Source organism: Robertmurraya sp. DFI.2.37, assembly GCF_029211245.1.
Taxonomy (GTDB): domain Bacteria; phylum Bacillota; class Bacilli; order Bacillales; family Cytobacillaceae; genus Robertmurraya; species Robertmurraya methanolica_A.
Window position 1 is genome coordinate 1 of the sequence record NZ_JARGEJ010000030.1, and the last position, 16,792, is coordinate 16,792.

17 protein-coding genes are annotated in these 16,792 nt (G+C 38.8%); 2 read left to right on the plus strand and 15 right to left on the minus strand.

Annotated elements, in window-relative coordinates; all coding sequences use genetic code 11:
• Positions 1 to 212 precede the first annotated feature (212 nt).
• The 8 genes from PZE06_RS15525 to PZE06_RS15560 form a co-directional block, all read right to left on the minus strand.
• The gene (locus tag PZE06_RS15525) at positions 213 to 341 is read right to left on the minus strand and encodes a hypothetical protein (RefSeq protein ID WP_263641561.1); all 129 of its coding nucleotides are present in this window, start codon (positions 339 to 341) and stop codon (positions 213 to 215) included.
• An 84-nt stretch (positions 342 to 425) separates the two neighbouring features.
• The gene (locus PZE06_RS15530; protein WP_150948411.1) at positions 426 to 1,568 is read right to left on the minus strand and encodes a DEAD/DEAH box helicase; all 1,143 of its coding nucleotides are present in this window, start codon (positions 1,566 to 1,568) and stop codon (positions 426 to 428) included.
• A gap of 75 nt (positions 1,569 to 1,643) precedes the next feature.
• A complete protein-coding gene (locus tag PZE06_RS15535; RefSeq protein ID WP_150948409.1) occupies positions 1,644 to 2,870 on the minus strand; it encodes a Ger(x)C family spore germination protein in 1,227 nt (408 codons plus the stop codon).
• Positions 2,867 to 4,453 (minus strand): spore germination protein, encoded by a 1,587-nt coding sequence (locus PZE06_RS15540; RefSeq protein WP_150948406.1) that lies wholly within the window; start codon positions 4,451 to 4,453, stop codon positions 2,867 to 2,869. The genes PZE06_RS15535 and PZE06_RS15540 overlap by 4 nt, the downstream gene beginning before the upstream one ends.
• Entirely contained in the window at positions 4,440 to 5,570 is a 1,131-nt protein-coding gene (locus PZE06_RS15545; protein ID WP_150948403.1) for a GerAB/ArcD/ProY family transporter, read from the minus strand. The genes PZE06_RS15540 and PZE06_RS15545 overlap by 14 nt, the downstream gene beginning before the upstream one ends.
• Positions 5,567 to 5,791: a hypothetical protein gene (locus PZE06_RS15550; RefSeq protein WP_150948400.1), complete on the minus strand. Its 225-nt coding sequence runs from the start codon at positions 5,789 to 5,791 to the stop codon at positions 5,567 to 5,569. Before PZE06_RS15550 ends, PZE06_RS15545 begins: the two co-directional genes overlap by 4 nt.
• A gap of 164 nt (positions 5,792 to 5,955) precedes the next feature.
• Positions 5,956 to 6,414 carry a threonine/serine exporter family protein gene (locus tag PZE06_RS15555; RefSeq protein ID WP_150948397.1) on the minus strand — a complete coding sequence of 153 codons (459 nt, stop codon included), beginning with the start codon at positions 6,412 to 6,414 and terminating at the stop codon, positions 5,956 to 5,958.
• Positions 6,415 to 6,424: 10 nt separating this feature from the next.
• Complete coding sequence (locus tag PZE06_RS15560) at positions 6,425 to 7,168, minus strand: threonine/serine exporter family protein (RefSeq protein WP_150948394.1); 744 nt, start codon at positions 7,166 to 7,168, stop codon at positions 6,425 to 6,427.
• A gap of 241 nt (positions 7,169 to 7,409) precedes the next feature.
• On the opposite strand from PZE06_RS15560, the gene PZE06_RS15565 reads away from it, so the two are divergent.
• A complete protein-coding gene (locus tag PZE06_RS15565; RefSeq protein WP_150948391.1) occupies positions 7,410 to 8,249 on the plus strand; it encodes an HAD family hydrolase in 840 nt (279 codons plus the stop codon).
• Positions 8,250 to 8,358: 109 nt separating this feature from the next.
• Here PZE06_RS15565 and recQ read toward each other — a convergent pair whose 3' ends face one another.
• Both recQ and PZE06_RS15575 read right to left on the minus strand, forming a co-directional pair.
• Positions 8,359 to 10,485, minus strand: a complete 2,127-nt coding sequence (recQ, locus tag PZE06_RS15570; protein WP_150948388.1) for a DNA helicase RecQ — start codon at positions 10,483 to 10,485, stop codon at positions 8,359 to 8,361.
• A gap of 52 nt (positions 10,486 to 10,537) precedes the next feature.
• Entirely contained in the window at positions 10,538 to 11,326 is a 789-nt protein-coding gene (locus tag PZE06_RS15575) for an HAD family hydrolase (RefSeq protein ID WP_150948385.1), read from the minus strand.
• Between the two features lie 273 nt (positions 11,327 to 11,599).
• Between PZE06_RS15575 and PZE06_RS15580 the strand changes: the two genes are divergently transcribed.
• Positions 11,600 to 12,814 carry an MFS transporter gene (locus PZE06_RS15580; protein ID WP_150948381.1) on the plus strand — a complete coding sequence of 405 codons (1,215 nt, stop codon included), beginning with the start codon at positions 11,600 to 11,602 and terminating at the stop codon, positions 12,812 to 12,814.
• A gap of 174 nt (positions 12,815 to 12,988) precedes the next feature.
• Here PZE06_RS15580 and PZE06_RS15585 read toward each other — a convergent pair whose 3' ends face one another.
• The 5 genes from PZE06_RS15585 to PZE06_RS15605 form a co-directional block, all read right to left on the minus strand.
• Entirely contained in the window at positions 12,989 to 13,402 is a 414-nt protein-coding gene (locus PZE06_RS15585; RefSeq protein ID WP_150948378.1) for a hypothetical protein, read from the minus strand.
• A gap of 107 nt (positions 13,403 to 13,509) precedes the next feature.
• On the minus strand, positions 13,510 to 14,232 hold the full coding sequence (locus PZE06_RS15590; protein ID WP_150948375.1) for an amino acid ABC transporter ATP-binding protein: 723 nt from the start codon (positions 14,230 to 14,232) through the stop codon (positions 13,510 to 13,512).
• On the minus strand, positions 14,229 to 14,885 hold the full coding sequence (locus PZE06_RS15595; protein ID WP_150948372.1) for an amino acid ABC transporter permease: 657 nt from the start codon (positions 14,883 to 14,885) through the stop codon (positions 14,229 to 14,231). The genes PZE06_RS15590 and PZE06_RS15595 overlap by 4 nt, the downstream gene beginning before the upstream one ends.
• Positions 14,886 to 14,962: 77 nt before the next feature.
• The gene (locus tag PZE06_RS15600) at positions 14,963 to 15,784 is read right to left on the minus strand and encodes a basic amino acid ABC transporter substrate-binding protein (protein WP_225310704.1); all 822 of its coding nucleotides are present in this window, start codon (positions 15,782 to 15,784) and stop codon (positions 14,963 to 14,965) included.
• A 176-nt stretch (positions 15,785 to 15,960) separates the two neighbouring features.
• Positions 15,961 to 16,770: a formate/nitrite transporter family protein gene (locus PZE06_RS15605; RefSeq protein ID WP_150948369.1), complete on the minus strand. Its 810-nt coding sequence runs from the start codon at positions 16,768 to 16,770 to the stop codon at positions 15,961 to 15,963.
• Between the last annotated feature and the right edge of the window lie 22 nt (positions 16,771 to 16,792).

Genomic DNA, 16,792 nt, shown 5'->3' on the forward strand with positions numbered 1-16,792 from the left:
AAGAAATGGGAAGGCGGACATATCCAACAATGGGCTATGGTCATGAATCAACTGTTAATTCATGCCCACCTGAAGAATCGTGTAAAGAAGTATCTAGAATAACTTACACACTTTTCTTGACAAACCCCTCATGAGGGCATTTTATATTCTTGCTTCCATTCTAAAAAACCCCCTATAGCTTTAGGGGGTCTAATTTTTTTAATTTTACTCACTTAATCGACGATTCTCTTCTGGCTACGCTCATTTTTTGGAGTAAATTCAACTAATTCTGAGCTTACCTTTTGCTTTCGTTTATTTTTGTTGCGTTCAGCATTGCCATTGCCCATTTTGGTACGGCCCACCTAACTCAACTCCTTCAGTAATGTACTTCACTCACTAGTATTGGTAGTCGTACTTCACCTCATGCAATCGTCAGCAAGTAAAATTTACCTTCTATCTTCCGGACTGACTATTTCTCCTTTGAAAAATACTTTTCGCATAACTTCTATTCCGAGCTCCCGTCCGTATTTCTTGAGCTCTCTTTCTTCACGGGCAGTCACAAGGGAGATGACTGTGCCATCTGCGCCAAATCGTCCTGTACGTCCAGAGCGATGAACATATTGTTCTAAATCCTTAGCGAAATCCAAATGAACTACATGCGTTACTCCTTTAATGTCTAAACCCCTTGCAGCCACATCAGTAGCGAGCAGCATATTTACTTTCCCGTTTCGAAAATCTTTTAATGCATTTTTTCTCTTATCTTTGTTTAAATCACTGTGTAGACTAGCCGTTTCAATACCAGCAAAAGCGAGTTTCTCACTTGCTACCGTTAAATTTCCAATATCTTTTATGAATACGAGTGCTTTGACATCAGGTAAACGTGAGACTTTTTCTAACAATTTGAGCTTCTCTCGCTGCTCAGCACTAAAATATATATGCTCTACAGTACCAGCGGCAATCGTCGCATCTTTTTCAATACGAACAACTGCAGGGTCCCTCATTAATTCCTTTGCTTCTTTCTCCACATATGCTGATAAAGTGGCAGAAAACAGCAGAACCTGACGCTCAGCCAATGCGGACCGGATAATATTTTGGACAGTTGGTAAATGCTCATATGTTAAAAGTTGATCACCTTCATCTAAAACAATTGTTTTTACCTCATGCATTTTAATTTTCTTTTGTTTGATCAATTCAAATAATCGCCCAGGCGTTCCGGCAATAATATGAGGGTGCTTCTTTAATTTTTCCAATTGTCTTTTAACATTTGCTCCACCAATAAAAGAAGCGGTACGAATATTGCTTCCGTTGCTCCATTTTTGAATCTCCTGTAAAATTTGCATAACAAGCTCTTGCGAAGATGCTAAAACAACTGCTTGAATTGCCTTTTTATCCGGGTCAATTTGATTCAAAACCGGCAATAAGTAGGCAAGGGTTTTTCCTGTTCCTGTTGGGGATTCGGCTATGACATCTTTCCCCTCTAATATAAGCGGAATCGCACTCTCTTGAACTTGAGTTGGTCGTCCAAATTGTTCTGTTTTCCAAACTTCCTGAATAAATACTTTCAGTCTTTCCTGTATTAACTCACTCATTATTTTCTCCTTTTACAATAACTACTTCCATACTAAAGATACAGAAAATAATCCGAAAAAGCTAGCTGCATTCCCTTATTCCTCCTCGCTGGCAGGAAGCTCTGATAAGAAGCTTTTACCTCGGATTCCGCTTCTGCGGATAGCTACATGGACATTAACATCAACATCTGCTCTCGCAAACTCTTCATTCCATTTGTCCTCAACTTCTTTTGCCTTTTTATAATCTTGCCGATACAACGCTTCTCCAAAACCAAATATATCAAGGCCAAACTCATTCTGCACTTTTTTTATCGTAGCTACAATCATGTCCTTCACATATTTACTACTCTTCTTCTCCAAATCAAGATACGTTTCTTTTTTTGAAAGGTCTTCTTTGCATTGCATACTGGTTAATCTTGCCTCAGAATAAATATCAACTTTTAAATGGGGCTGATCTCCTTTATAAAAAGCTTTAATGGTAGACTTATTATTCGTAATGGCCAAATCGAAAAATAATTTTTCTTTCTGTTCTTTACCGTGATTTGCACAAGGGATAGTAACCATTGTTGATTCAAGCTTTTGCGTCCATAAATAGTTTCTCGTGTCTTCCATTGAAAGATAACCACTTAATTTGTCCTTTTTAAATACAGCTATACCACCGAGCATAATTCTTGCCGGTGCTTTTGTCATCATATTACTTTCTACATTTTTTCCTTTTTCAGGATCCCCTTTGATAGTCACTGAACTGGCAACAGGAGAACGCCCATGAGAAACGATCGCATCAATAAAATCCGTTAAACGTACACGTGGGTCTCCCCCCCACCCTTCTAATAACGATTTAACTTGTTTTTGAACCTTTAACGACGGTACTTTTTCCACTGGATCATTGATCGTCGGAAACTTTTCTGCTGGATCTCCTTTCGTGATTAAAATATTGAAGTCATTTCGAAACTGAGGATTTCTCTCTAAAGAATCTAAAAAGCTCCCCACCCCATCGTTTATTGCAACCTCCTCATTAATATAAAGAGCTCTTGTATGGGAAAAAACAAGCTTCCTACTTACCCCGATGTTCATTCGTGCCGATATTTCTGGCAGCGAATTCCCTTCTAATGACATGATGGAAACTGGAGCTCCTTCAGTCGGCTGCTGTGGAGACAACATCGAAGCATTTACATACCCAACGGTGAGCCGATATCTCTTTTCTTTACCTGGATCAATTGCTATACCTGTCACAATGGAAACATCATTTAGTTCTGTGCTGTCCCAACAACCTGTTAGTGTTAAAGACAGGATGCACATCAGGATTAAAGTGCGCTTTTTCATTTTTCTCCCCCTTTTACTGGCGGAGGGCTTGGTCTTTGTTTTCTCTTTTCCTTATTTGGCGCCTTCGGAAAAAGATAAGATGGTCTTCTTTGATTCGCCCAAGCGGGTAATCTTAAAAAGACATCGTCTTGATCTGATAGCTTAAACGGTGCCACAGACGCTAAATAAGGAACACCAAAAGAGCGCAAACTGACAAGATGTATGACCATAACAATGAGAAATAATAACACTCCATAAAGACCAAACACTGCTGCACAAAGAATGAGTACAAACCGGAGTAACCTTGTGGCAATGGAAAAACTATAAATCGGCGAGACAAAGCTAGCAATTGCTGTAAAGGCAACAATAATCACTAACACGTTGGAAACTAGTCCTGCTTCTACTGCTGCTTGCCCTATTACTAAAGCTCCAACAATTGAAACCGTTTGTCCAACAGCCCTCGGCATTCTCACTCCTGCCTCTCTCATAATCTCAAACGTGAGCTCCATCATAAAAATCTCGATTACAGCCGGAAAGGGAACTCCCTCTCTCTGTGCTTGAACACTAACCAAAAGCTGAGTTGGCATCAATTCTTGATGAAAAGTCGACAATGCCACGTACAGAGATGGCAGCACTAAAGCGATCATAAACGACATATAGCGAATAATCCGAATAAAGCTTGGCATTAAAAAAGGTTGATAATAGTCCTCCGACGATTGGAAAAAATCAGTAAAGATGCTTGGCACTGCGAGAACAAAAGGACTCCCATCAACAATTAATATCACTTTACCTTCAAGCAAATGACTGCAAATGCTGTCAGGTCTTTCTGTATTGAACACCAACGGGAAAGGAGTAAAAGATTTATCAACAATCATTTCTTCAATATTACCTGAATCGAGCACAGCCCCTAGTTCGATTTTTTCAATTCGTTCTCGCACTTCATTCAAAATATCCTCATTTGTTATTGTTGAGATATAGCCTATAGCAATTGTTGTTTTCGTATCTCCCCCAATATAAGAACTTTCAAAAGTTAAATACGGATTTTTGATCCGTTTGCGAATCAGACTGATATTTGTATTGATATCCTCCGTAAAAGCCTCTTTTGGGCCGCGAATAATGGTTTGCGTACTTGGCTCCGTAATGGCCCGTTTTTCGATATTGCCAATCTCCAATGAAAGAGCCTTTCCTTGACCATCGACCATAATCACTGCAAATCCATTTAATATATGCCAAACCACTTTGTGAAACGTTTCGGCATATTCAAATGCGATCGTTGGAAAATAGCGATCGCGAATTTCTTCGATATTTTTTGGATTTTTCGTTTCAGATGTTTCTCGAGGCACATTTAAAACTTTGTCCGTAAGAGAATTAATGTTTAACATCGTCCCTAAATAACAAACACAAGCTTTTGATTCCCCTAACTTGATGTCATCACACGAGAAATCAAACGTATCTTTAAATAATTCTTGCAATGATTTTTTATTTTTGTTCAAGCTTTTAAAATACTCTTTGGAAATATTATCTTTTTGAAAAATTTCCTCTTCCGGAGCTTTATTCCCTTTTTTGTTTTTTCTGCGCTTAAATAGGAAATCACTTAGACTCATGATGTCCGCTCCCCTTTTTTTGATTTTTCGTTCTCCAGAAGAGCAATGGAGCAAATAGCGCTGGCAAAATTAATTGAAATGGCACATGCATATACTGTGGAATAAATCGAATTCCTTCTTCGACATGCTCGGCAAAATTATCGCTAATTAAAATCGTACCGTAGGATATAATCGTGGCCATTGGCAACACCATATAACGATAAGGAATATTTGTAATATGTTCTAATCCTTTTAATCCTGCAAAAAAAAACACACTTACCTTTGTAATAATCCCAAACATCACAATAAAAACAACAACCAAATCAACTCTTTCAATAAACTCTAATAGGGATATATCTCGCGCCGCAGATAATAAAGGAAAGACCGTTCTTCCCAACTGCTCTGTTCCTAATGTTGCGATCTCGATAACTGTGCCATAAATAATGATCATGCCACTTACTAAAACCGTAATTACACTTACCTTCCCGACCTTTTTAAATTGTGTAACATATGGAATAATCACCATAAAAGTAATTAATTCTCCATATGGAAAGGTTAACAGCCTTGGAAAGATGTGTTGAATAATCGGACCAATCCCCTCCGCCATTACAGGCAGTAAATTTTTAAAATCCATTTCACCTGAGAAAAAAGTGGCAAATCCGATTAATATCGTAAATGTAAACACGTATGGAATAAAAATCTCACCTGTCCTTCCAAAAACTTCAAGACCTAAATAAATCATGTAAGCAATAACACCCATCATTGTAATCGAGATAATCTCTATCGGAGTATTTTCAAAGATAACAGTAGTAATCAGCTCACAAAAGTCCCTTAATACCCGCTCTGCAATGTAAAAAAAATAAAACACATATAAAAGTCCAATTCCTTTGCCAAGCCATTTTCCAAAAGAAATAGTCATCAATTCGAACAAATTCTTTCCAGGAGCACGCTTTAATAGCATAATGTAGAACGAAACAATGCCCGCTCCTAACAACGTTGAAATCGCTACGGCGATCCACGCATCCTGCCTCGAATCATTTCCTACTCCAACTACGGCAACACTCCCGATTTCAAAGGTAAATAACAATACTGCCAACTGCCATAAGGATAGTTTTTCCATAAGTTTTTGCTGCTTCATAGCTGCTTCTGCCCTTTATTTTTTCTTAAGCGATAATCAATCACGATACTACAAATCAAGCCAATAAATGCAGTGCCACTTACGAACCACTCATTCGTCCCCTCATCCAATGTAAACAATCTTATGATCACTTGAAAAAAAGACTGTTTCCAAATAAACATATCAATAAGTGAAATAAGAATAAGCATTCCGATATACATCACAAAATATACTAAAGTCACCAATTTAATCATCCTATTATTCAGCATGGTTGTTCATTCTATTAATTGCTTATCATTCCATATTTTTCTCGAAAATCGCACCGTTTATGTGAAAAAATTTACAGTCATACAATTCCTGCCGCAAAACGGGAACAAAAAAAGAACCTATCGTTTGATAAGTTCTTTTATAGTCTTGACTTTGAATACACTTTTGGAGGGAGCTTTGCCTTGCGAATCAATTGATTAATGACTTCTGAAAAAACGAGTCCTAATGCGATCGCCCCAGAAATTAATCCTGCTTTTGCTGCTAAACCTAAGCCGATTGTATAATTGCTTTCCACAAAGTTACGCATTGCATCATAAGCGAGCCCACCTGGAACGAGCGGAATAATTCCTGCAACATTAAAGATAATAATCGGCGCTTTATACCTCCTTGCAAAAAATTGACTAATCAACGCAACAACAAAGGAACCAGCTAGCGATGCTGGAACGGGATCAATCCCATTGCTAGTCATTGTAAAATAAACAAACCAACCTGCCATCCCAACAATTCCACATTTTATTAAAGATGCCTTCTTCGTATTAAAAATAATTCCGAATGCGGCAGATGCGATAAAACTTGTGATTAATTGTTCTACAACCATTTCAACACTCCTATATAAAGGTTAAGACAACGGCTACGCCAGAACCGATTGCGAAAGCCGTTAATAGGGCCTCTGCTCCCTTAGACAGTCCCGACACTAAATGCCCCGCCATCAGATCCCGGACTGCATTCGTTAAGACAAGCCCTGGAACAAGGGGCATAACCGAACCAATTATAATTTTATCAAGCTCATAGCCCCATCCTGTATAAACAAAAATCCAAGAGAGGATCGCGATAATGAGAGAGGCAACAAACTCTGAGAAAAACTTAATGGGGACAATTCTTTGAGCATAAATAAAAGTTATTAAGCCTGTTCCTCCAGCTACAAAGGCTGGAAAGAAATCATCCCATGTCCCTTTAAACATAATTAAAAAGCATCCACTGGCAATTGCGGCAGCTAGAACTTGAATGATAATTGGATAGGAAGGCGTTGAGCTTTCAATATTTTTTAACGATTGATATGCCTCCTCGAGGGTCAGTTCCTTATTGCTTATTTGGCGTGAAACACTATTTACTAACGTAATTTTATGTAAATCAGTTGTCCGATCTGTAATGCGAATCAGCTTCGTTTTTGTCGGTTGTTCACATTCAATAGAAAACATAATTCCCGTCGGTGTTACATAGCTATGTGATTCCTTCGCCCCAAATGAAGAAGCGATTCTCATCATCGTATCCTCAACACGATAGGTCTCAGCACCACTCTGAAGCATAATTTTCCCAGCGAGCAGACATACTTCCATCATATCTGTCTTCATTGCTTTTCTCCTTGCTACTATTGTTGATTTAACTCGCTATTGAGTCTTTTAAAATGAGATAGACTAAACATCCCCTTTTCCCAAAACACTATGTCCTATCATAATATTTTAATAAACTTAATACAATTTAAAATTATTTTTTTCGCTAAATTGTAATTTTCATGTAAAAGCATGATTAAAACCAAATTCTACTTGTCTTTACTTACCTTACTTCTTTAAACTAGTAAAGAGGTGAAAATTAATGGATGTTTCGAAAGTAAAAGTACTGGTCTTTGATTTAGACGGAACCGTGTACGAAGACACACATCATTTTGACTACCAGACAGAAAGGCTAAAGGAAAAGCTCCCTATAAACAAGCAATCTCTTTTTGAAAAAGATGTTGCTGCGCTAAAACGTAATGAACACCCGATTAAGATAGGCAGAGTCTACGATGCTAGCAACGACTTAATTCTCGTTCAATTCGATAATATCGTACGGGAAGCTTACGATTGGCAAGGACAAAAGCTTTCATCTAGTGAAATTAAAAAACTCTACCATGAACCAATTGAAATCAATTCTGAAACGATGCTAAGCATCGGTGACCCTTGGTGGACTTCTACTGCTATTGCAGGACACTATGGTCTAAGCAGTAAAGAGTGCTATGACGCATTCCTTGAAACGAGAACATATATGATGGGACCTGAGTTTAAGATGAAGCCGATTGCCGGATTCAAAGACGTTCTTTCCGACATTCATAAAAGTGTCAAACTCGTTCTTTTAACGAACAGCCCTCAACCGGATAGCGAAGCGATCTTGGCAAAAATCGGACTCGATCAGGTATTTGATATGAAAATATTTAATGGAGAAAAACCAACGCGGACAATTGAACGCTTTGAAAAGATAAAAAATCAATTTTCTGTTGAATTCGATGAAATCGTTAGTATTGGCGACAATTGGATCAACGAGATTCGCCCGGTTCGTACCCTCGGCTGCGGAACGATATTCATTGATCCGCATGGTGTCGGTGATCCGAGTTCTGCTGACTTTGTCTGCGCGAATATGCGAGAAGCCATTCCCATTCTAAGAAAAATCGGAAGCTGATTGAAATAATCTACAAAAAGCAAGTGAAAAATGTAGGCTTCACTTGCTTTTTTTAGATATAGCTTTTAAAACCTCTTTACTAAGCTTCCTAATCAGAGCAGTACCTTTTTTAAAGGGAATTTTTCGTTTTGAACGAACGCAGGAATACTTTAATCATTAAATAAGAGACTTCATTTGGAAGTAACTCTTTAATCGGCTTCAGCTTTTCTGTTCCAGCCTCTTTTACCGCCTGCTCAAGGAGCGGCAAGTACTGCTCTGGAATAATCTCAGACACAACAATATCCAGTCCTTCCGCCATACATTGTTGGATGTGATTCTCGATCGTGCTCGTTGCCATTTCCCTAGTCTTTGCGATTTCCTCCACTGACAGCCCTTCTTTAAACAGCTTATATGTTTCAAGATGGGAATTATTCTTCCCTTTTTTTCTTTTAGACGCGGATGGTATCGGTTTTTCCCTTGATCTCTCCGGATTTTCTTTACAAAACTCTTTTATTCCGTTTATAAATGGTCCTCCATACTTCTCTAATTTCATTTCACCAACACCACTAACTTGCAAAAATTCTTCCTTCGTTTGCGGCAATTTTACACACATATCCTTTAAAGACGCATCGGAAAAAATGACAAATGGCGGTACATTCTCCGTATCGGCAATCGATTTTCTTATATGGCGTAGTTTTTCAAATAAAGGATCTTGTGAAGAAACTTGCTTTACTTCAACTACTTCTTTTCTATATACTTGTTGTTTGCCCAGCAATACTTCTTTTCCAGCTGGTGTGACAAAGACCGTTGGAAACTGCCCCTGTTCAACCCCGATTAACTCCTGCGAAATGAGAAATTCAATGAAGTCACTGGCCTCTTTTATACTCATATCTTTTAAAAGCCCGTATGTCGGTAATCGATCAAATCTCAATTCCTTCATTTTCTTATTGTTCGATCCTGTCAAAACCTGTGCCACTGCTGTCTTTCCGAAGCGTTGTCCCATGCGAATTATACAGGATAAAACCATTTGTGCCTCTTTCGTTACGTCAACGCTTGAGCGGGAATCTGTGCAGTTTCCACATTTCCCACATTTCAATGCATTCCGTTCTCCAAAATATTCAAGGATATAAACCTGAAGACATTTTTCAGTATGGCAATAATCGACCATTGCCTGCAGTTTTTCCAGTTCTCCTGCAATCCGCATTCTTTCAGCAGACTGGTCAATTAAAAATCTTTGAACTTGTACATCCTGTGAAGAATATAAAACTATACACTCACTTTCAAGCCCATCTCTCCCAGCACGTCCTGCTTCTTGATAGTAGCTCTCCATATTTTTGGGAAGCTGATAGTGAATGCAATAACGAATATTCGATTTATCAATTCCCATACCAAATGCTGAAGTTGCAACCATAACCGCCGTTTCATCCTGAAGGAACTTTTCCTGCTCCCTCTTTCTATTTACATCACTCATACCCGCATGATAGCGACCAACACGAACTCCTTCTCTCGCCAATTTTTCATAAAGTTGATCAACCGTTTTTCTTGTTGCGGCATAGATGATTCCGCCCTCTTGCTCATTCTTTTTAACATATTCTTTTAAAAAAGCGTAGCGGTCCTGCCCCTTAATCACCTGAAAAGAGAGATTTTCACGGGCAAACCCTGTCATAATCGTGTTTTCAGTATCAATATGAAGGGTATTGCATATATCCATACGAACTTGCGGAGTTGCAGTAGCTGTTAACGCCATCACTAGCGGCTTTTGAGGGAGCTGCTCGATAAGCCTTTGAATTTGCAGATAGCTTGGACGGAAATCATGACCCCATTGGGAAATACAATGGGCCTCATCAACAGCGACAAGCGGGATCTCAAGCGCTGATAATTGCTCCACAAACGCACTTGATTCCAGCCGTTCCGGTGCAATATAAAGCAGCTTATACTCCCCGTATATAGCAGCTTCCATCCGTTCAGTTGCTTCTTCTGCACTTAAGGAACTGTTAATAAAAGTCGCTGGAATTCCTACTTGCAAAAGACTGTCTACTTGATCTTTCATTAGCGATATAAGCGGTGAAATGACGATTGTTGTGCCTGGAAGTACGAGAGCTGGAATTTGGTAGCAAATCGACTTTCCTCCACCAGTCGGCATGATGCAGACCGTATTTTGACCAGCCAAAATCGATTGAATTGCTGCTTCCTGCCCTTTTCGAAAAGATGAATAGCCGAAATGAGCCTGTAGTAGTTGTTTTGCTTGCTCTAGCATTTCCATAACCTCACTTTTAGGAGAGAGAGTTCCTTATACTCATTAAATACTGTTATTTTACTATCTCCAAGACCTGAAATAATTCTTCTAAATGGCGAATCTCATAATCTGGTTCTACTTCATTTCTTTCCTTATCATATCGATTGATCCACACGGATTTCATGCCCACTCGCGATGCTCCCAGTATATCTGTCATCAAGTTATCTCCGACCATAATAGCTTCATCTTTGGAAACTCCCATGAGTTGGAGCGCATGCTCAAAAATAGTAGGATCAGGCTTACCCCGCCCAAATGCTCCTGAAATGACAATTTCATCAAAATATGGAGCAATTTCTGGTGTAATCGCTAGTTTCGTATTTTGCAAATCAGGAGAACCGTTTGTAAGAAGCAATAATTTATATTGCCCTTTTAGCTTGTCCAAGACAGAAAAAGTATCCTCATAAACAAATGGTGTCTTTTTACGCTCTAAAGGAAATTGTTCGGCTAGTTGTGCTCCAAAATCTGCATCCTCAATTCCTAAGGCCGACAATCCTTGGGTCCATGCATCCTTGCGATAAGTGGGAACGATCTCCTTCATTTTTCGAAAATTCTCATCACCATCATCATGAAAGTTCCCCCATAACCCTTCAAACGGGTTTATCCCGATCATTTTTGTAAAAGAATACGTTTCATAAGACGCATAAAGCTTGCTTGCTGCACGTCGAACAGCCTCTTCCAACTCCTCCGAATCGACGCCATATTTTCTCTCCGCTTCCTTGCATGTTGCGACAAACGCTTCCTTTACACTTTTATGATCCCAAAGCAATGTATCATCTAAATCAAAAAAAATAGCCTTAATCACTTTCATTCCCCCCGTAGAAAAGTTCTGCTTAAAAATAAGAGTACAAGGAAAAAGGGAAATAGTAAATAGATGGAGCACTCAAGCATGATTCAAGTATTTACTTCAATTTCTTTCCACTAAAATGTGCTTAAAAAGCCGAGCACTCTCAGGGACAAATCGCGGAGGGCAATTCTAGGTTTTCTTAAAAGTCAAGTAAAATTGTTGTAATTTTTCATAATTCAGTTATTATAATATTTAGGAAAACGAAATTTCTTCTTAGAAAGAAGTGTTCATATGGACGAACAACTAATCGCAAAACGTAATCTTAAAATTATGTGGTTTGCAAACTTTTTTATTGCGGGAAGTATGACGATGGTTCTCCCGTTTATCTCCCTTTATATTGATTCGTTCGGCAATTTTTCCGACCAATATGTTCAACATTGGTCAGGAATCACTTTCGGCGTTACCTTTGTTACCGCGTTTATTTTCTCACCTCTTTGGGGAAAGATTGGGGATAAGTATGGACGAAGAAAGCTCCTGATCTTTTCTGCATTTGGAATGGCCTGTTCAATATTGCTGATGGGCTTCGTGAATACCGTTTGGCAGCTTTTTTTATTAAGAATGTTCATGGGGGTATTTGCTGGTTTCATCTCGATGTCTCAAGCCTTTATCTCGACACAGACGCCTAAAGAAATGGCTGGAAGAGTGTTAGGAACTCTCCAAACAGGAACGATCACAGGACAGTTAATAGGTCCTCTTTTAGGCGGTATACTTGCGGATACCTTCGGTTATTCTGCCACATTTAAATGGACCTCAATCGCCATCTTCATCTCTGCCGCTCTTGTCATGACGACAAAGGAGTATAGAATGAAGGATGTACAAGGGACAAAAACCTCCTATACGACTAAAGAAGTCTTTAAACATATTAGTCGGAATCCACTGTTATTAAATGTCTTATTAATCTCAACCTTGATTCAAATAGCACATTTTAGCATTCAGCCGATTCTTTCTTTATATGTAAGTGAACTTCATGGTCCGGCTAATTTAGCTTTATTCTCTGGAATTGCCTTTTCTGCTGCTGGTTTGGGAAATTTAATGATGGCTCGTCAATGGGGAAAAATGGCAGACCGCTACGGATATATCAAAATTTTAATCGTACTATTATTTATAGCAGGACTTGTCTATCTACCAGGTGCGTTTGTTACAAATATTTGGCAGCTTGTCGTCATCCGTTTTGCACTCGGAGTCGCTATAGGTGGGATCATTCCCGTGCGGGTAGCTTATATTCGTCAGGAAGCACCGATTGCCATGCAAGGGGAAGTATTGGGGTATAACACTAGCCTTCGTTTTTTAGGAAATGTTATTGGGCCTGTTATGGGCGGATTTATCGCTGGGTATTTCGGCATTTCATCCGTTTTCCTCATAACAAGTGGACTACTACTCTTAAGCGGGTTTCTTCTCTTCGCTTCCATGCAAAAGAACCCAAAACTCGTGAAACATTCTGCATAAAATTTTAAGAGCCCGCTTTTCTGCGGGCTCTTATTATAGGATGTTGTTGATTTTTGCGTCATTTCATGTAAAACCTTCGTTTCAAGTCAGAATAACACGAGCAAAAATGACATTCTCTAGCATTTTCGTTAACACAATTAAGTGAAAAAAATTCAATAGCTCACTTTACTCTTACTAAAATTCAATATTTGTGAGGATGTTTTGTCCTTCTTCATTTTGATAGTACTCAATAGTAACTGGCGTATCCGGTTCAATTGCTTCGAAGTCAACATTTGCAACACCTGGATCTAAAATTTGCAATGCCAGTACTTCAGACTCAGTTTTCACTTCAATAGAGTGCGGATCTTGCATTCCAGTGTATGTTGCCTCTTCTTTTATTACAGCTCTATCATCTTCTGTTACTTGCTCATCTGTTTCTGCTTCTTCATCATCACCAGCATGACTGGTTTCGTTGTTTTCTTCAACAACTTCATTTGTTTCATTATCAGGATTTTCCTCTGCTCCTTGATTTTCATCATTCCCTGTACCACAAGCAGTGATTACTAGTAAGGCAACAGCTGTTAATAATGTCCATAATAGTTTTTTCATTTTTTTCACCTCATCCTTTTAGACGTAATTGATGGTCGAACGTTACACCGGATACCGAAAATTAAAAAACCGAGCTTTAAAAATGCTCGGTTTCTACTATATCATATCTATAAAACCTTACTCAAGAATGCCTTCGTACGTTCATGCTGTGGATTGTCAAACAACTCGTGTGGAACATTTTCTTCAACAATATAGCCACCGTCCATAAATAAGACCCGATCGCCTACCTCACGGGCGAAGCCCATCTCATGCGTAACGACAACCATGGTCATCCCTTCCTTCGCAAGCTGCTTCATCACCTCTAGTACTTCCCCCACCATTTCCGGATCAAGCGCTGAAGTAGGCTCGTCAAAAAGCATGATTTTCGGTTCCATCGCTAATGCCCGCGCAATAGCTACCCGCTGTTTTTGTCCGCCCGATAACGAATCAGGAAAGGCATCAGCCTTTTCCTCTAATCCTACTTTTCTCAGTAACTCTAGCGCCTTCTCCTTCGCTTTTCCATGATCAATTTTCTTTACTTTGATAGGTGAGAGCATAATGTTATCTAACACCGTTTTATGAGGAAATAAATTAAATTGCTGAAATACCATCCCGACTTCCGCTCTGATTTTATTAATATCCGTTGTCTTTGCTGTTATGTCAATTCCTTCAATAAAAACATGCCCTCCTGTAATGGATTCCAATAAATTAAGACAACGAAGAAAGGTTGATTTTCCCGAACCTGAAGGACCAATAACCACAACAACCTCCTGTTGCTTGATCGAAGCATTGATATCCTTCAGAACCTCATTAGCACCAAACGATTTCTTTAGCTTTTCCACTTTGATCATTCTGTTGCTAACCTCTTTTCTAAACGACTTAATAAGTAGCTTAATGTTAAAGTTAAAATAAAGTAAATTAATGCAGCTGTTAAGTATGGTTCCCACACTCTATAATATTGGCCTTGGAACGCTCTTCCCCAATACATAATCTCCGGGACAGCAACTAGGGCAGTAATAGCAGATTCTTTTAATAGGACAATAAACTCATTGCCAAGCGGTGGGATCATCCTTTTAAACGCTTGCGGTAGAATAATATATCTCATCGCTTGAACATGATTCATCCCTAATGAGCGGGCTGCTTCCATTTGACCACGATCAATTGATTGAATTCCTGCTCGGAAGATTTCAGCAATGTATGCGGCAGCGTTTAGTGATAAACCGATAATTCCTGCAGCAATCCCATTGGTCGTGCCAATAATCGCCGGGACTACACCAAAGTGAATAATGAAAATTTGCACGATAAATGGCGTACCGCGGAAAAACGAGATATATAACAGAAAGGGGAAAGCAAGTATTTTGTTTTTCATCATTTTCCCAAGCCCAATAAGCAATCCTAATATCGTACCAAATAAAATTCCTAATAATGAAATACCAATCGTATATAATGTTCCCCTTAAAAAGAAAGGTAAATAGTCCATAATTAAATCAAAGCGAAAATCCATGTTATCTCACCTCTTTGAAAAAAAATTGCGTAACACAAACGTGTGGTTACGCAATTTTGAGTCGTAAACTTCCTCTATTATTGCTGTGCCTTTAACACTTCTATATCCGGTTCTTCACCAAACCATTCCTTATAAATTTCCGCATATTTGCCATTATCGAAAAGCTTGTTTATCGCTTCATTAAATTCTGCGACCAGTTTGCTATCTTTTGGAAATAGTAGACCATAAAATTCTTCTTCAAAACTATCATCCGTAATTACAACTAAGTTTTGCTGTGAGTTGTTTTTAACATATTCGTCTACGACCGGCTTATCTGCAATAACCGCATCTGCACCATTGCTCAATAGTTCCTGAATCGCAAGTGGAGTCGTTTCGAAAGGCTTTATATTTTTGTGATTGCTTCCTAAAATAGATTCTGCGATTTCATGCCCAGTCGTGTCCTTTTGAACAGCTACAACTTTGTCAGCTAAATCCGCACCACTTTGAATATCACTGCCTTCAGGAATTAAAATTTCATTTGAAGATGCGTAATAAGGGACGGAAAAATCATATGACATTTTTCGATCATCTGTAATCGTAATCGATGAAATAGCCAAATCAGCATTTTCATTGTCAATTTCAACAAATAACGGATCCCAGCCAACATGTTCCACCTTTAATTCGTAGCCTGCTTCCTCAGCGACAGCCTTCGCTAGATCAATGTCAAAACCGAGAATTTGATCCCCATCCATATACTCCATAGGTGCATATGCGGCATCTGTTACGAGCCTTAGTGTTTTCTTTTCATCCCCGCTATTGTTTTCTGAATCATTCGAGCTAGTTTCACTCGCTCCACAAGCGGACACGATCAGGACAAGCCCCATTAGTATAATGAACCGCACCTTCTTACCAATCTTCACAAAATTTCCCCCTCAACAATCATTTTAAGTTTTGAATTTTCTTTAAATTCAGATATAACATTATTATACTGAGTTAAGATCATGTTCGCAACTTAAAAACTATTGGAAAAATCCTATTCTAAGATAGAAATAGCTGTAAACAGTGAGAAGGATATATATCATTTTCCCCTCAATCATTAACTTGCCTTTAATGATTGGTTTTCTCTTTCGTTATTGTTGTGATGATGATGAAGAGAAAACCAATACAGCATAGCCACAAAAATGGAACCTCCTACTAAATTCCCTAAAAATACTGGGATAAAATTAGAAATATAATCAAACCAATTTAAATAACCAGCAAAAATGGCAGCAGGGATGACAAACATATTGGCAACAACGTGTTGAAAACCAATAGCGACAAAAGTCATCGTCGGAAACCAAATTCCTAAAATTTTCCCTGATGACGTATTTGAACCGTAGCAAAGCCAGACGGCTAATGCCACAAGCCAGTTACAGCCAATTCCTGAGACAAATGCCTGAACAAATGAACCATCCAGTTTATGTTCGGCAATATCAATCATTTTTTCTAAATAAACACCCGACTCAGTAAGACCAACGATATGACCAAAAAAGTAAGCAACAAATAGAGCCCCGAAAAAGTTGCTTAACGTAATAACAGCTAAATTTCTTAGTAAAGCCACTGTTTTTATCTTCTTAGCATATCTGGCCAACGGGACAGCCATCATATTGCCTGTTAATAATTCGCCACCAGCCATTAATGTTAAAATTAGGCCGATTGGGAATAGCGACGCTCCTATAATGGTCGATAATCCTTCTAATTCGCCGCTAAGAGGTGCTGTGACACGTATGTAAAGCAAATAACCAAGAGCAATAAAAGCTCCTGCCTGAAACCCTAATATCAGCGATTTCAAAAAAGGATAATTTGCCTTTTTCACACCGTGATTAATCGTAATTTCAATGATTTCTTCCGGTTTATAAGAAGCCATAGGATCCACATTCCTTCCGCTT

Coding starts and splice junctions, on each gene's coding strand:
- PZE06_RS15595 (WP_150948372.1), bottom strand. CDS start 14,885: ATGGATTTTCGCTTTGATTTAATTATGGACTATTTACCTTTCTTTTTA.
- PZE06_RS15530 (WP_150948411.1), bottom strand. CDS start 1,568: ATGAGTGAGTTAATACAGGAAAGACTGAAAGTATTTATTCAGGAAGTT.
- PZE06_RS15560 (WP_150948394.1), bottom strand. CDS start 7,168: ATGAAGACAGATATGATGGAAGTATGTCTGCTCGCTGGGAAAATTATG.
- PZE06_RS15565 (WP_150948391.1), top strand. CDS start 7,410: ATGGATGTTTCGAAAGTAAAAGTACTGGTCTTTGATTTAGACGGAACC.
- PZE06_RS15590 (WP_150948375.1), bottom strand. CDS start 14,232: ATGATCAAAGTGGAAAAGCTAAAGAAATCGTTTGGTGCTAATGAGGTT.
- PZE06_RS15605 (WP_150948369.1), bottom strand. CDS start 16,770: ATGGCTTCTTATAAACCGGAAGAAATCATTGAAATTACGATTAATCAC.
- PZE06_RS15535 (WP_150948409.1), bottom strand. CDS start 2,870: ATGAAAAAGCGCACTTTAATCCTGATGTGCATCCTGTCTTTAACACTA.
- PZE06_RS15540 (WP_150948406.1), bottom strand. CDS start 4,453: ATGAGTCTAAGTGATTTCCTATTTAAGCGCAGAAAAAACAAAAAAGGG.
- PZE06_RS15545 (WP_150948403.1), bottom strand. CDS start 5,570: ATGAAGCAGCAAAAACTTATGGAAAAACTATCCTTATGGCAGTTGGCA.
- PZE06_RS15555 (WP_150948397.1), bottom strand. CDS start 6,414: ATGGTTGTAGAACAATTAATCACAAGTTTTATCGCATCTGCCGCATTC.
- PZE06_RS15585 (WP_150948378.1), bottom strand. CDS start 13,402: ATGAAAAAACTATTATGGACATTATTAACAGCTGTTGCCTTACTAGTA.
- PZE06_RS15580 (WP_150948381.1), top strand. CDS start 11,600: ATGGACGAACAACTAATCGCAAAACGTAATCTTAAAATTATGTGGTTT.
- recQ (WP_150948388.1), bottom strand. CDS start 10,485: ATGCTAGAGCAAGCAAAACAACTACTACAGGCTCATTTCGGCTATTCA.